Genomic DNA, 14,627 nt, shown 5'->3' with positions numbered 1-14,627 from the left:
AACCACTTCACGACTGCATTACAGCTGCGAAATCTTGGCCAGCATCTGGTCGGACGTAGTGATGGCCTTGCTGTTGATTTCGTAGGCGCGCTGGGTCTGGATCATGTTGACCAGCTCTTCCACCACGTTCACGTTGGAGGTCTCGACGTAACCCTGCCAGAGCGCACCGGCGCCGTTGGTGCCCGGGGTGTTCGGGTTCGGGGTGCCGGAAGCGGCGGTTTCCACGTACAGGTTCTCGCCACGGCTTTCCAGGCCAGCCGGGTTGATGAAGGTGGCGACCTGGATGGTGCCGATCTGGGTGGTGGCGGTCGAGCCGGCCTGCATGATCGAGACGGTGCCGTCACGGCCCACGCTGAGCTTGGTGGTGTTGAGCGGAATGGTGATCGGCGGCTGCAGGGTGTAGCCGCTGGAGGTCACCATCTGGCCCTGGCTGTCGGTCTGGAAGGAACCGTCGCGGGTATAGGCGGTGGTGCCGTCCGGCAGCAGGATCTGGAAGAAGCCATTGCCCTGGATCGCCAGGTCCTTGTCATTGTTGGTCTGGTTGACGTTGCCCTGGGTGAAGATGCGTTCGGTGGCCACCGGGCGCACGCCGGTACCGATCTGCAGCCCCGAGGGCAATTGCGTCTGCTGGGAGGACTGGGCACCAGGCTGGCGCACGGTCTGGTACAGCAGGTCTTCGAAGACGGCGCGCGAACGCTTGAAACCGTTGGTGCTGACGTTGGCCAGGTTGTTGGAGATCACGTCCAGTTGCGTCTGTTGCGCATCCAGGCCGGTCTTGGAAATCCACAGGGAACGAATCATTTGTTTCTCCGGTAATCAGCGCTTGCGCTGCAGGTGCATCGTTGAGGTCAGGTGCGTGGGCAGCATCAAGACAGCGAGAGGATCGAGGTCGCCTTGGTCGAGTCGCTTTCGGCGGTCTGGATCACTTTCATGTTCATTTCGAACTGGCGCGACAGGTTGATCATGTTGACCATCGCCTCCACCACATTCACATTGCTGCCTTCGAGCGCACCGCTGGCCAGGCGCACATTGGCATCGGGCTGGGCGGCACCGGTGATGGTACGGAACAGGCCGTCGTCGCCGCGTTTGAGGTTCTTTTCGTCCGGGTTGACCAGCTTGATGCGGCCCAGCACGTTGACCGCATTGGGAATGCCGTTGGTCGGGATCGACGACACCGTGCCGTCGGCCGCGATGGCCACGGTGGTATCGGGCGGAATGGTGATCGGACCGCCGTCACCCTGCACGGACTGGCCGTTCTGGGTCTGCAGGATGCCGTTCTCGTTGATCTTGAAACTGCCGTTGCGGGTGTAGGCTTCGCCGCCGTCGGCGGTCTGCACCGCGATCCAGCCACGGCCCTGCACCGCTACATCCAGCGCGCGGCCGGTATCCTGGATCGGACCCTGCGAGAAATCACTGCCTGCCGTGGAATCCACCACGAAGGCGCGCGTGGGCAAGCCCTCACCCACCACCGGTGCCGAACGGAAGGTATTCAATTGGGCGCGAAAACCCGTGGTCGTGGCATTGGCCAGGTTGTTGCTGGCGCTGGCTTGTTGCTCAAGCGTGTGCTTGGCGCCCGACATCGCTGTATAGACCAGACGATCCATATCACCCCTTAGTGGCGGCACCCATCCCTGGCACCCCCGGTTGAAACCGGCCGCCGGCGACGCCGGCAGCCTTGGAACAGGCGCGCCCTACGGCGCGCCGGATACAACTTGTTATCGCAGGCTGACCAGGGTCTGCAGCACGGTATCCTGCACCTTGATGGTCTGCGAGTTGGCCTGGTAGACACGCTGGGCCACGATCATGTTGACCAGCTCGGCAGTCAGGTCGACGTTGGAGTCTTCCACCGCGCGCGCCTGCAGGGTGCCGAAGGTACCCGTGGTCGGCTTGCCCACCAGCGGGCTGCCGGCCGCACCGGTGGCCTGGTAGAGGTTGTTGCCCAGCGGCTGCAGGCCATTCGGGTTGGCGAAGTTCACCAGCACCACGGTGCCCAGGTTCTTGGTCTGCTGGTTGCTGTAGGAACCGATGATGCTGCCGTCCTTGTCGATCGAGAAGCTCGACAGGGTACCTGGCGGCATGCCGTTCTGGCTTTGTGCCAGGTTCACGAAGGCCGAGCCGGTCTGGGTCGAGCCGGCGTAGGAGATGTTGATCGGGTTGGCGAACACGCCGCCGGCCTTGACCACCGTCCCCAGGGTGGCGGTGCTCAGCGTCAGGCCGGTGGTCGAGGTCAGCGCACCGGTGGCATCGAAGGTCATGGTGCCCACGGCCAAGGGAGCTGCAGGCGTACCGCTGGTCAGCGTGGTGCTGTCGACCTTGGCATAGACGGTCCAGGTCGTCGTCGGCGGCGTTCCGGTCGGTGCAGCCTTCGAGTAATAAGTCTGCACGCTGTACGGATTGCCCAGGCTGTCATAGATGGTGACGCCGGTCGAATTGTTGTAGGTGGTCGGATCGTTGGCGTTGAACACGGTCGTCGCAGGAATCGCGGTCACGCGGGAATCCAGGTTGACCTTGGTGGTGATGGTCGTGGTCGGGGTCGCCGGGATGGCCGAGGTATCGATCTGCAATGCAGTCGGATCACCACCCGATGCGCCCGCCGCCCAGCCCATCAGGTAGGCACCGTTCATGCTGGGGTTGACGATGTAGCCGTTCTTGTCCAGCTGGAACTGGCCATTGCGGCCGTACATCGGCGACTTGTTGTCCAGCGAAGCCGCCACCTGGAAGAAACCGTCACCATTGATGGCGATATCCAGCGGGTTGGCCGAAGAAGTGATGTTGCCCTGGGTGAACTGTTGCGCCACGTTGGCCACGGTCACGCCGATGCCCACCGGCGAATTGCCGGAGCGGTTCATGGAGTTGGCATACATGTCGGCAAACTGCGTCTGCGACTGCTTGAAACCCACCGTGCTGGCGTTGGACACGTTATTACCGATGACGTCCAGGCTCTTGGCTGCGCCGTTCAGTCCGCTCAGACCTTGCTGAAAACTCATGAGATATCCCCTTGTTCCGAATGTTGTCGGTAATGACGATTAAAGAATTTGCACCACGTCGGTCGGCTTGATGGTGCCGACATTGGTGACGTTGAGCTTGACGCCGTCCGACGCAGTCGAGACGCTGGAAACGGTACCGAACGACAAGGTCGACGCGGACACCGCAGTGCCATTGTTGGAGGCACTGACCGTGAAGGTGTAGTTGCCGTCGGCCACCTTGCCGCCGGTATCGTTGGAGCCATCCCAGATCACCGGCACCACGCCGGCCGCCTGGGTACCCAGGTCGGTGGTGTGGACCACGGCGCCGGTGGAATCCTTGATGGTAACCACCACCGAGGAGGCCGTTCCGGACAGGTTCACGCCGAACACCGCCTTCTGGCTGGTGGTTTCCTTGCCGTCGGCGTCTTTGGTCGTATCGCTGGTAAGCTGGATGCTGTTGCCCGGGGCCAGTACGCTGTGGCCGATCATGTTGGCCGTGGACAGCGCCTGCGAGGAATTGAGGTTGCTCATCAGCGTGGACAAGGAATTGTTCAGCTGGGAGATGCCCGAGACGGTCGAGAGCTGGGCCATCTGCGTGGTCAGCTGCGAGTTGTCCATCGGGTTGCTCGGATCCTGGTTCTTCATCTGCGCGATCAACAAGGTCAGGAAGCGGTTCTGGATCGCGTCCGGGCTGTTGTTGTCGAGGCTGGAAGAATTGCTGGTGGACGAGCTGCTGCTCGTACCATTCATTGCACTGAGCAGGTCATTGGAGACGATTGCCATGGTTCAGGTCCTGTTGACTGGCCGCTTATTGGCCGATGGTAAGGGTCTTGACGAGCATGGCCTTGGCCGTGTTCATCGTTTCCACGTTGGTCTGGTAAGAGCGCGAGGCCGAGATCATGTTGACCATTTCCTCGACCGGATTGACGTTGGGCATGGCCACGTAGCCATTGCCGTCGGCCATCGGATGCTTGGGGTCATAGACCAGCTTGGGCGGGGCCTGGTCCTCGACCACGGCCGCCACCTTCACACCGCTATCCTTGACGCTGCCCACCGGGATGGCTTCGAACACCACCTGCTTGGCCCGGTAGGGCGTGCCGTTGGGACTGGTCGCGCTGTCGGCGTTGGCGATGTTGCTGGCCGTGGCATTGAGGCGCTGGGACTGCGCGCTCATGGCCGAGCCCGCCACGTTGAAGATGTTGGAAAGAGACATGGTTTATCAACCCGGTTGGATGGCGTTCAACATGGCCTTGATCTGGCCGTTCACGGCGGTGACGCCGGCTTCATAACGGATGCCGTTGTCGACGAATTCATTGCGCTCCACATCCAGATCGACGGTATTGCCGTCCACGCTGCCCTGGGCCGGCGTGCGGTACTGCAGGGCCGTGCCGCCAATGCTGCCCGGCCCAGAGTCGGGCGCGGTGCCGGCCACGTGCGTGGCAGCGGTACGCTCCAGCTGCAGCGGCGGGATCGTGTTGGACTTGTTGTCCAGCGCATTCTTGAGCGCATCGGCAAAGTTGACGTCACGCGCCTTGTAGTTGGGCGTGTCCGCGTTGGCGATGTTGGACGCCAGCACCTGCTGGCGCTGGGCCCGCAGGTTCAGCGCCATCTCGTTGAAACGGAAATAATCGTCGAGCTTAGAGACCATCAGGTCCTCCGGAAGTACCGTCGCTGCGCCGCTCTCGCCTGCCGTTGCCGTGGCCGCTCGCGGACTGCGCCGATGATGGAATTACGTAGGCTTGATCATACGTTCGCACCACTAACTCTAAGGGGCGATAAAGAGAGAAAAGCCTCCCCTGTTTGCGCTTTTGACCTCGCGCGCGCGACGTACCATGGCTGCCAAGATTCGCCTATGCCCATCACGGGCAAGTTGCACAAAATGAAACACGTTTTCCGCGCCCTGCGCCGCACCTTCGCCGCCCTCGCCTTGCTGGGAGCGGGCTTGGGCGTGGTTGCGCCCGCCTTCTCCCAGAACGACCCCAACACGCCGCAAAAGCAGGACTTGCCAGCCTTGCAACAAGTGGCGGAGCAATTCCTCAAAGGCCAGACTTCCGGCCTGCCGGGCAGCGTCACGGTCACCGTCGATCCGGTGGATTCGCGCCTGACCCTGGCCGCCTGCCTGGAACCGCAAGCCTTCATGCCCAATGGCGGCCGCCTGTTCGGCCGCACCACGGTCGGCATCAAGTGCGTCGCGCCCTCCCCCTGGACCATCTATCTGCGCGCCAACGTTCAGGTGATCTCGGATTACCTGGTCGCGGCCGTCCCGCTGGCCCAGGGGCAAACCATCAGCGCCAGCGACATCACGCGTATTCGCGGTGACATGTCGGCCCTGCCCAGCGGGGTCATCACCGAGGAATCCCAGGTGGTCGGGCGCGTAGCCAACATGTCCCTGCGCGCCGGCACGCCGCTGCGCCTGGACGCCATCCGCAACCAGCGCGTGGTGCAGCAAGGCCAGGCGGTGCGGGTGGTGTCGATCGGCCCCGGCTTCCAGATTTCCACCGAGGCGCGCGCCCTGACCAATGCCAATGAAGGCCAGATGGCCCAGGCCCGGACGGCGGCCGGCCAGGTCGTCAGCGGCATCGCCAAGGCGGGTGGCATCCTGGAAATCAATTATTGAAGCGGGTACCGCCTGGCTATCGCGCTTTCTCTATTGATATGAAGCAATTTCCCACGGTGCGCGCTGGAGGCGGAACGCAGCGGCTCGCCCGGAGGGGAATGTGAAGAAATCTCCCGAAATCGGCGCATTTGAAGTGCGGGAATGTTAAAGTTTGCCCAGAACTGGTCGATAATCCATACGACAGGCGGGTGCGAAGCGCCCCCACCCTACAAGGAATACTGCCGTGAACGTTAACGACGCCCTCAAATCCGCTGCCCTCAACACCGAGCAGACGCAAACGCAGACCCGCAACAACGCCGCCACCGGCCCCGCCGCGGGCGACAGTGCGGCTGCCAAGGCTGCCACTTCCGACAGCGTGCGCTTGTCCAGCACCTATCAAGCGCTGGAAACCAAGGTCAATGGCGACAGCAGCGCCTTCAACAGCAAGAAAGTGGCCGAGATCAAGGCTGCCATTGCCAATGGCACCTTCCAGATCGATCCGGACAAGATCGCCGATGGCCTGATCGATACCGTCAAGAATCTCATCAGCGCCCGCCCGGCCTGATCGCCGTTCGCCTGCACCGAGGATCTTCCGCATGAATCCGGCCAGCCATCTCTCCCTGGAACACGCCGCCCTTTCGCGCCTGGTCGACAAGCTGAACCAGGAGCAAGCCTTGCTGACCGAGGCCACGGCTGAAGGCCTGACCGACATCATTTCCGAAAAAGCCAATATCGTGGCCGAGATGTCTACCCTGGCCGGCAACCGCCACGCGCTGCTGGGCAAGCTGGGTTACAGCGAAGATGAAGCCGGCATGCAAAAGTGGATGAATGAACACGCCAGCGAGGCCGACCGCGATATCTGGGCAGGCCTCTTCGAGCTGGCGCAGGATGCCAAGGAACTGAACCGCGTCAACGGCCTGTTGATCGGCAAGAAACTCTCCATCAACCAGAGTGCCCTGACCATCCTGCAAGGCAAGACCGGCACCGGCAATTTCTACGGCCCGGATGGCCAGAACAGCATCAAATCCTCCGGCCGGCGTCTGGGCGTGGTGTAAGGTTTCCCTGCACGCCTGCTGAGTTGCATCCGAACAACAAAAAGCCCGGCATTGCCGGGCTTTGTCGTTGCTGGGTCCGAAAATGCGCCCTGCGCGCAAGCATCGTCAGGCCACCCCGCTCCATGAATGTTCGCGCAGATAAGAGCGCATGCGCGAGATCGCCTGGCTGTGCAGCTGGCACACCCGGGATTCGGACACGCCCATGACGGCACCGATTTCCTTCAGGTTCATTTCCTGCTCGTAGTACAGGGCCATGAGCAGCTGCTCGCGCTCGGGCAAGGCCTTGATCGAATCCACCACCGCTTCCCGGAAACCGCCTTCGATCAGGCTCTGCAGCGGATCATCCTCGCCCTGGCCGGCCTGGTAGCGGTCCAGGAAGTGCTCATGGCCGCCATCGTCGTCGTGGAAATCCTCGTAATAGATCAACTGGTGGCCGCCGCAATCGGCGAGCAACGCCTGGTATTCGGTCAGGCTGATCTTCATGTGCTGGGCTACTTCCGCCTCCTGCGGCTGGCGGCCCAGCTGCTGCAGCAGGCTCTGCATGGCCTCTTCCACCTTGCGGGCATTCTGGCGGATGCTGCGCGGCAGCCAGTCGCTGCTGCGCAGTTCGTCCAGCATGGCGCCCCGGATACGCTGCACGGCATAGGTCTCGAACTGCGCGCCATGGGTTTCTTCGTAGCGGTTGACGGCGTCGAGCAGCCCCATCATGCCGGCCTGGATCAGGTCGTCCACCTCTACGCTGGGGGGCAGCTTGGCCTTGAGCTGATGCGCCAGTTTCTTGACCAGCGGCGCATGCTGCTCCAGCACGTCGTTCTTGCCCTTCTTTCCCTTGACGTTATACATGCACGTCACACTCCCAGACTGGCACCGTCGGTGGCCATGCCGTATGCGCTGCGCGCCGCATCCGGACCTTCCGTGAAGCGCTTGGACAAGCGCTGGAATGCCAGCGCGGCACCGGCGAAAGGAAACACGTCCATCACCGCCCGGCCCTGCCCGGTAGCGCGGCGAATATGATCGTCAGCCGGGATGGCGCCGATGAAATTCAACTGGGCGGCCAGATAACGGCTGGCCGCCTGGGCCATGTTGGCGTAGACGGTACGGGCTTCGGCTTCGGTGGCATCGTTGACGATGAGACTGAAGGGACGGCGGCCGATCCGGTCGCTCAGGCTCTTCAGGAGCACATAGGCGGATTTGATCGACGAGGCCGTGGTCGACACCTGGATCACGATCTCGCCCATTTCCATGGTCGGCACCGGCAGCGACAGGTCACGCGCCAGCACGCCATTGACCAGGGTGATCTCGGCCTGCTCGATGAGGCTGTCGAAGATCTCGGCCAGACGGCCTGCATGGGGATCGGTCGCCGACGGGACAGTGCGGCGAGCGATGCGCGCCATCGAAAAACCTTCCGGCAAGCGCCGCGTGGCTTCCACCATGGGGCGCTCCATGCGCGCCACTTCCTGCAGGGTCGCCACATCGTGACGCAAGCCGATACGGGTCAGCAAGCCGGTCGTGGCGACGTCGCCATCGACCACCAGCACACTGTGCTTGGCCTGGGACAAGGACGCTGCCAGATTGATGAGCATCGCACTCTTTTCCTCTTCTCCCAGCACGGAGAAGAAGGTGAACAGCCTGGGCACCGGGCGCTCCAGCATCCGGCGCAGGCCAGCTGCCTGGTCGATATCGTAACTAGCCAAAGCTCACCTCACGCAGTCCGCGGTCATTCATGGACATGGCAGTAGGTCCGATCACGCCCGGCAACTCACCCTCCTGGAATTCGAAAGGGGCAGTTTCGCGCTTCTGCTTGAAGGCACGATCGGCCAGGTAGAGCTTGTTGGCCACGTGCAGGTCTTCGGGCACGCGCTGGCCGTTGGCCACGTAATGCAGGTTGAGCTTGTGGCGGATCACCACGTCCAGCACGTTGCCGATGGTGGCGGCTTCGTCCAGCTTGGTGATGATGCAGCCGGCCAGGCCCGAACTCGAATAAGCATGCACCACTTCGTTCAAGGTACCGCCGGTGGCGGTGGCGTTCAGGCACAGCAGGCGCTTGATATCCACGCCGGCACCGGCCAGCATGGCGTCCTGCTCGGCCACCATCTGGTCGCGCTGGCCCACGCCGGCGGTATCGATCAGCACGGTGTGCTTGCCCTTCAACTCCTCCAGGGCGATGCGCAGGTCGGTCTCATCCTTGACCGAGTGCACCATCACGCCCAGGATCTTGCCGTAGATGCGCAGTTGTTCGTAGCCGCCGATACGGTAGCCATCGGTGGTGATCAAGGCCAGCTTGCCGGAGCCGTGGCGCATCACGCAACGTGCTGCCAGCTTGGCAGTGGTGGTGGTCTTGCCCACGCCGGTGGGGCCGACCAGGGCGAAGACGCCGCCGTTTTCCAGCAGTTCGTTTTCGTTGGCCAGGGTATTGAGGTTGCGTGCCAGCACCGACTTGACCCAGAACATGATGTCCTGCGACTTGGAGTTGGCCGGCAGGTTTTCGGTAATCAGGCGCGACAGGCTGGCCGAGAAACCGGCCGCCAGCATTTCTTTCAGGACGATGCCTTTGAGCGGATCGCGCTTTTGCGTGCCACCCCAGGAAATCTCGGCCAGCTGGGTTTCCAGCACGCCGCGCATGGAGCGGATCTCGCTCATGACTTCCGACAGGATTTCGTCGTAATCCTTGCCATCGAATTCAGGCAGGGCCGAACGCGGACGCATTTCCTGGTCGCCCGACTCCTGCGCCTGCTGTGCCGAGGCGGCACGGGCGGCATCCTGTTCCGCGCGGCGGCTGCGCCAGACACGGGCATCGCTGGCCGGGGCGGCTTCGGCTGCACGAACCGGTGCGCGGCCATGGGCCGGCTGGTCCAGCAAGGGCGCGTTCTCGGGACGCACCGCGCGGGCCGGCTGCTGGGCCAGCGGCGAGGACAACAGCGCCGGACGCTTGGCCTGCGCAGCCGGCGCGCCGGACTGCTGCTGCAAGGAAGCCGCCTGCACACGGCCGTTGGGGTCGCGCGCACCGGTCGGCGCCACCAGGGTGGTCATGTCCTCGTTGGCCATGGCCAGGATCTCCACCCCATCTGGAATATTGCGGTTGGAGAGAATGACGGCATCCGGGCCAAGCGCCTCGCGAACCTGGCGCCAGGCCTCGCGAGAAGAATTGGCGATAAATTTCTTGACGTTCATGCTTGCCCTCCAACTAGGCTGGTAACTTTAATCGTTTTCGACTCGGGTACTTCAGCGTGCGACAGCACGCGCAACTGCGGCATGGCGCGGCGCAGGAAGCGCGCCAGCAAGGTCCGCAGCGGTGCGCCGACCAGCAGCACGGGCGACAGGCCCATCTGTTCCTGGCGCTGCGCCGCCATTTCGGTCTGCTGCACCAGCGAATCGGCCAGGCCTGGCTCGATGCCGCCGGTGTCGCCGCTGGCCTGCAGTGCCTGCATGAGCAGGCGTTCGAGCTTGGAATCGAGCGCCATGACGGCCAGCTCGTTCTCGCCCGGGAAAATCTGTTGCACGATGGCACGGCCCAGCGCGATGCGGACAATCGCCGTCAGGTCGGTCGGATCCTGGATGCGGGCAGCGTGTTCGGCCAATGTTTCGATGATAGTGCGCATATCGCGGATATGCACGCCCTCCAGCAAGAGGTTCTGCAAGACCTTCTGCAGCGTACCCAGCGGCAGCATCTTGGGCACCAGGTCTTCCACCAGCTTGGGGGCTTCCTTGGCCAGGTGATCCAGCAGGCTTTGCACTTCCTGGCGTCCCAGCAGCTCGGCCGCGTGGGTGGTGATGAGGTGATTGAGGTGAGTCGCCACCACGGTACCGGCATCGACCACCGTATAACCCATGGTGGAAGCCTGTTCGCGCAGGCTGCTGTCGATCCACACGGCCGGCAGGCCGAAGGCAGGATCGGAGGTCATCATGCCCGGCAGCGGACCGGTCACCATGCCCGGATTGATGGCCAGGTACTGGCCGGCATGCGCCTCGCCATTGCCCACTTCCACACCCTTCAAGGTGATGCGGTAGGCCGAGGGCTTCAGTTCCAGGTTGTCGCGGATGTGAATCGGCGGCGAGAGGAAACCGACCTCCTGGGCGAACTTCTTGCGGATGCCCTTGATGCGCTTGAGCAGTTCGCCGCCCTGCCCCTTGTCCACCAGCGGGATGAGGCGGTAGCCCACTTCCAGGCCCAGGGTATCGACCGGCATGACGTCGTTCCAGGTCGCTTCTTCTGCTTCCGAGGGCGCAGCGGCTGCGGCAGCGGCCTGCGGGGTCGTCGCGGCGGCTTCGGCCTTGGCCGTTTGCACGCGCTTGCTGATGGCGTAGGCGCCGCCAGCCATGGCGGCCGCCAGCAGCAGGAAGGCGATGTGCGGCATGCCCGGAATCAGGCCCATGCCGCCGATGATGACGGCGGTAATGTAGAGCACTTCCGGCTTGGCGAAGAGCTGGTTGATCAGTTGCCCACCCACGTCCTGGTCGTTGGCCACGCGCGAGACCACCACACCGGCGGCCGTGGAGATGATCAGCGAAGGAATCTGCGCGACCAGGCCATCACCGATGGCCAGCAGCGTGTAGTTCTTCAGCGCGGCGTCGAAGGCCAGGTCGTGCTGCACCATGCCGACCACCAGGCCGCCGACGATGTTGACGACGGTAACGATGATGCCGGCCACGGCATCGCCGCGCACGTACTTGGAGGCACCGTCCATGGCGCCGTAGAACTCGGACTCCTGCGCCACTTCCTTGCGGCGGGCGCGGGCTTCGGGTTCACCGATGAGGCCGGCGTTGAGGTCGGCGTCGATGGCCATCTGCTTGCCGGGCATCGCATCGAGGGTGAAGCGTGCGCCCACTTCGGCGATACGGCCGGCACCTTTGGTCACCACCATGAAGTTGATGATGGTCAGGATCACGAACACCACGATACCGACGGTGTAGTTGCCGCCGATGAGGAAGTGACCAAAGGCCTCGATCACCTTGCCGGCCGCATCCGGGCCGGTGTGACCTTCGGTCAGCACTACGCGGGTGGAGGCCACGTTCAGTGACAGGCGCAGCATGGTCGAGACCAGCAGCACCGCCGGGAAGGCGATGAAGTCCAGCGGCTTGACGGTGTAGAGCGCGGTCATCAGCACGATCACCGACAGCGAGATGTTGAAGCTGAACAGCAGATCCAGCATGAAAGCCGGCAGCGGCAGCACCATCATCGCCAGCATCATGACGATGAGGATCGGGGCCGCCAGCGCCCGGCCGCTCTTGAGCGGGACCCAGGCCGGGATTTTCATGGTATTGAGTTTGGTTGCCATCGTTACTGCCTGTTTCTATTCTTGGGACCGCGGGGCTTCTTGGGCGCGGTGGCCGGGTCGAGGTCCTTGGGGACGTTCAGCTCGGTGGGTTCCACCGGACGGTTGCCGCCAAACTGGCCGAAGGTGCGCAACTGGAACACGTAAGCCAGCACTTCGGCCACTGCCGTGTAGAGCGCCTCGGGAATTTCGTCGCCGATCTCGGTATGGGCGTGCAGCGCACGCGCCAGCGGTGGTGCTTCCAGCAAAGGCACCTTGTGCTCGCGCGCCAGCTCGCGGATCTTGGCGGCGACGTCGTCGGCCCCCTTGGCCACGACCTTGGGCGCGCCCATCTTGCCTTCGGTGTACTTCAGGGCGACCGCAAAGTGCGTCGGGTTGGTCACCACCACGTCGGCGGTCGGCACTTCGGCCATCATGCGGCGGCGGGCCATGGCGCGCTGCATCGCACGGATCTTGCCCTTGATGTGCGGGTCGCCTTCGGATTCCTTATGTTCCTGCTTGACCTCTTCGCGCGTCATGCGCAGCTTGCGGCCGTAGTTCCAGATCTGGTAAGGCACGTCCAGCGCGGCGATCACGATCAGTGCCGACACCATGGTGATGAAGCTGATCCACAGCAGTTGCGCCGAGTGCGCGCTGGCGGTCTTGAGCGACTCCACACCCAGGCCCATGACCGCATCCATCTGGCCCCGAATGGCGAGCCAGGCGACGGTGCCGACCAGGAGCGTCTTGAGGACGGCCTTGCCCAGCTCGACCAGGGAATTGATCGAAAACATGTTGGCAAAACCGCTGATGGGATTGAGCTTGCTGAACTTGGGCGCCAGCGAGCTGGTGTTGAAGAGCCAGCCGCCCAGCATGAGCGGTGCGGCCATGGCGGCCAGGGTCATCAGGAAAGCCAGCGGGATCATGGAAATGGCCACGTCCAGCATGTGGGCGCTGAGCATGTCGAACAGCAGCGCCGGATCAAAGGCGGCCGCCCGCTCGAAGGTCAGGGTCGCCACCAGGATGCGGTCCAGGCTGGTCACCACCGGGCCGCTGAAGAGCCAGACGCAGCTGCCGCCGACCAGCAGCATCAAGGTCGTGGCCAATTCGCGCGAACGCGGGACATCCCCCTGCTCACGGGCACGCTCGATGCGTTTGCCCGTGGCGGGTTCGGTCCGCTCCATATCGCTGTCTTCGGCCATCCGCCGTATCCCCCTGCTAAGCCGCTTTCCCCCCAGCGCTGGCGCTGGACGGATTTGTAGAACAATAGGCTAGGATTATTGGCGAGCAGGCGCCCCGAGCATCAGGGGAATAAGGGCGAAAAGGTCCCCCATTTCGGACTAGGCAAAAACCCAAGGGTCTGCCTGCGGCAAAACGCTGCGTATCGGAGCTGAGAGATGTGAAGAAAGTCAAGCGGGACGGGCAGTTGCGCCGACTTGTGCAGGCGGGAAAGCGCTTCCGGCGTCGCGTACCAGCCACATCAAACGAAAACAAAACGCTCCGGACTTGCCTGATTGGCAAGTGCCGAAGCGTTTGTGTTGACCGGGAAATGCGGAGAACCCGGCCTCAGAAGCCCAGGCTCTCCAGCAGGTCGTCCACCTGGCCCTGGTTGGCGATGACATCCTTGCCGGCCGGATCGATCTGCGGGCCGTTGAGCAGGCCCGTATCCTCGCGCTTGGTCTCGGAGGGCGCGTAATCCACCAGCAACTGCACCAGTTGCGACTCCAGGTCATGGGCCAGCTTGGTCACGCGCTTGATGACCTGGCCGGTCAGGTCCTGGAAGTCCTGGGCCATCATGATGTCCAGCAGTTGCTGCTTGGTCACGCTGCTGTCTTCACTGGCCTGGGCCAGGAAGGCCGAGGTCTTGGCAGCCAGGGCACGATAGTCGGCCTCGGCAAAGCTGCCGGCGGCGGCCGCATCCCATTGCGCCTTGAGCTCGCTGGCACCTTCATTGATGCGCTCCTGCAGCGGGCTGGCAAGCTCGGTGGCATTGAGCACGCGCTGCGCGGCCTGCTCGGTCATGCGCGCCACGTATTCGAGGCGGTCACGCGCGTCGGGCATGTCGCTGGCGGCCTTCTCAAGCAGCCGGTCGAAGCCCAGGCCGCGCAAGCTGTCGTGCAGGTTGCGCGTCATGTGGCCGATACGGACCAGCACCTCGTCGTTGACGCCGGCGCCCTCGGCCGAAGGCGATCGAGCGGGATTGGCGGCGTTATCCACCTCAGCCACCTGCGGCCATCTTTTCGAAGATCTTGCCCAGCTTCTCATCCAGCGTCGCCGCGGTGAAAGGCTTGACCACGTAGCCATTGGCGCCGGCCTGGGCGGCTGCAACGATGTTCTCCTTCTTGGCTTCGGCCGTCACCATCAGCACGGGCAGCTTGGACAGTGCGGGATCCTTGCGGATTTCCTGCAGCATGGTCAGGCCATCCATGTTGGGCATGTTCCAGTCGGAGACGACGAAGTCGAACTGGTCGCTGCGCAGTTTCTGCAGCGCCTGCACACCGTCTTCAGCCTCATCCACATTGGTATAGCCCAATTCCTTGAGCAGGTTGCGCACGATGCGGCGCATGGTCGAAAAGTCATCGACGACTAAGAATTTGGTATTGGGACCGGACATGCTAAGACTCCATCTGAACAATTGAATTCTTGGTTATCGGCAAGTGCCTGCGCTAACTTGAACCGAACCCTCTTATTTCCTCAGCACGGGCCACTGGCCCATGCTGCCTCTCATCTGCATCGCATTGTAGTGCAGCAAAACAAA

Annotated in this window: 16 protein-coding genes; 3 read left to right on the top strand and 13 right to left on the bottom strand. The window is 63.1% G+C overall.

Annotated elements, in window-relative coordinates; all coding sequences use genetic code 11:
* Nucleotides 1-18: 18 nt before the first annotated feature.
* The 6 genes from flgG to flgB all read right to left on the bottom strand — a co-directional run bounded on the left by flgG (nucleotide 19) and on the right by flgB (nucleotide 4,614).
* A complete protein-coding gene (gene flgG / locus FYB76_RS02645) occupies nucleotides 19-801 on the bottom strand; it encodes a flagellar basal-body rod protein FlgG (protein ID WP_088753746.1) in 783 nt (260 codons plus the stop codon).
* 65 nt (nucleotides 802-866) lie between these two features.
* Nucleotides 867-1,604 carry a flagellar basal-body rod protein FlgF gene (gene flgF / locus FYB76_RS02640; RefSeq protein WP_088753745.1) on the bottom strand — a complete coding sequence of 246 codons (738 nt, stop codon included), beginning with the start codon at nucleotides 1,602-1,604 and terminating at the stop codon, nucleotides 867-869.
* Between the two features lie 111 nt (nucleotides 1,605-1,715).
* The gene (gene flgE / locus FYB76_RS02635) at nucleotides 1,716-2,987 is read right to left on the bottom strand and encodes a flagellar hook protein FlgE (protein ID WP_154132591.1); all 1,272 of its coding nucleotides are present in this window, start codon (nucleotides 2,985-2,987) and stop codon (nucleotides 1,716-1,718) included.
* A gap of 39 nt (nucleotides 2,988-3,026) precedes the next feature.
* Nucleotides 3,027-3,749 carry a flagellar hook assembly protein FlgD gene (locus tag FYB76_RS02630; protein ID WP_088753743.1) on the bottom strand — a complete coding sequence of 241 codons (723 nt, stop codon included), beginning with the start codon at nucleotides 3,747-3,749 and terminating at the stop codon, nucleotides 3,027-3,029.
* A 25-nt stretch (nucleotides 3,750-3,774) separates the two neighbouring features.
* Nucleotides 3,775-4,179 carry a flagellar basal body rod protein FlgC gene (gene flgC, locus FYB76_RS02625; protein ID WP_088753742.1) on the bottom strand — a complete coding sequence of 135 codons (405 nt, stop codon included), beginning with the start codon at nucleotides 4,177-4,179 and terminating at the stop codon, nucleotides 3,775-3,777.
* Between the two features lie 6 nt (nucleotides 4,180-4,185).
* Nucleotides 4,186-4,614 carry a flagellar basal body rod protein FlgB gene (gene flgB / locus FYB76_RS02620; RefSeq protein ID WP_154132590.1) on the bottom strand — a complete coding sequence of 143 codons (429 nt, stop codon included), beginning with the start codon at nucleotides 4,612-4,614 and terminating at the stop codon, nucleotides 4,186-4,188.
* A gap of 231 nt (nucleotides 4,615-4,845) precedes the next feature.
* Here flgB and flgA point away from each other — a divergent pair, with 231 nt between their 5' ends.
* From flgA to FYB76_RS02605, 3 genes are all read left to right on the top strand, one after another.
* Nucleotides 4,846-5,583, top strand: coding sequence for a flagellar basal body P-ring formation chaperone FlgA (gene flgA / locus FYB76_RS02615; protein ID WP_154132589.1), 738 nt, complete (start codon nucleotides 4,846-4,848; stop codon nucleotides 5,581-5,583).
* Nucleotides 5,584-5,806: 223 nt separating this feature from the next.
* A complete protein-coding gene (gene flgM, locus FYB76_RS02610; protein ID WP_088753740.1) occupies nucleotides 5,807-6,127 on the top strand; it encodes a flagellar biosynthesis anti-sigma factor FlgM in 321 nt (106 codons plus the stop codon).
* A 31-nt stretch (nucleotides 6,128-6,158) separates the two neighbouring features.
* Complete coding sequence (locus FYB76_RS02605) at nucleotides 6,159-6,617, top strand: flagella synthesis protein FlgN (RefSeq protein WP_154132588.1); 459 nt, start codon at nucleotides 6,159-6,161, stop codon at nucleotides 6,615-6,617.
* 105 nt (nucleotides 6,618-6,722) lie between these two features.
* On the opposite strand, the gene FYB76_RS02600 is transcribed toward FYB76_RS02605, so the two are convergent.
* From FYB76_RS02600 to cheY, 7 genes are all read right to left on the bottom strand, one after another.
* A complete protein-coding gene (locus FYB76_RS02600) occupies nucleotides 6,723-7,460 on the bottom strand; it encodes an RNA polymerase sigma factor FliA (protein ID WP_154132587.1) in 738 nt (245 codons plus the stop codon).
* 5 nt (nucleotides 7,461-7,465) lie between these two features.
* Nucleotides 7,466-8,269, bottom strand: coding sequence for an antiactivator of flagellar biosynthesis FleN protein (locus tag FYB76_RS02595; RefSeq protein ID WP_088753737.1), 804 nt, complete (start codon nucleotides 8,267-8,269; stop codon nucleotides 7,466-7,468).
* A gap of 34 nt (nucleotides 8,270-8,303) precedes the next feature.
* Nucleotides 8,304-9,788, bottom strand: coding sequence for a flagellar biosynthesis protein FlhF (gene flhF / locus FYB76_RS02590; RefSeq protein WP_088753736.1), 1,485 nt, complete (start codon nucleotides 9,786-9,788; stop codon nucleotides 8,304-8,306).
* Nucleotides 9,785-11,893, bottom strand: a complete 2,109-nt coding sequence (gene flhA / locus FYB76_RS02585; RefSeq protein WP_088753735.1) for a flagellar biosynthesis protein FlhA — start codon at nucleotides 11,891-11,893, stop codon at nucleotides 9,785-9,787. The genes flhF and flhA overlap by 4 nt, the downstream gene beginning before the upstream one ends.
* A 2-nt stretch (nucleotides 11,894-11,895) precedes the next feature.
* On the bottom strand, nucleotides 11,896-13,071 hold the full coding sequence (flhB, locus tag FYB76_RS02580; protein WP_154132586.1) for a flagellar biosynthesis protein FlhB: 1,176 nt from the start codon (nucleotides 13,069-13,071) through the stop codon (nucleotides 11,896-11,898).
* 364 nt (nucleotides 13,072-13,435) lie between these two features.
* Complete coding sequence (cheZ, locus tag FYB76_RS02575; protein ID WP_088753733.1) at nucleotides 13,436-14,095, bottom strand: protein phosphatase CheZ; 660 nt, start codon at nucleotides 14,093-14,095, stop codon at nucleotides 13,436-13,438.
* Nucleotides 14,088-14,483 (bottom strand): chemotaxis response regulator CheY, encoded by a 396-nt coding sequence (gene cheY, locus FYB76_RS02570; protein ID WP_006712751.1) that lies wholly within the window; start codon nucleotides 14,481-14,483, stop codon nucleotides 14,088-14,090. Before cheY ends, cheZ begins: the two co-directional genes overlap by 8 nt.
* Between the last annotated feature and the right edge of the window lie 144 nt (nucleotides 14,484-14,627).

Origin of the sequence: Herbaspirillum sp. CAH-3 (genome assembly GCF_009668275.1) — a bacterium.
Lineage (GTDB): Bacteria > Pseudomonadota > Gammaproteobacteria > Burkholderiales > Burkholderiaceae_D > Herbaspirillum > Herbaspirillum aquaticum.
Note: the sequence above shows the minus strand (reverse complement) of the source record. Positions and strands in the feature narration are given on the sequence as shown.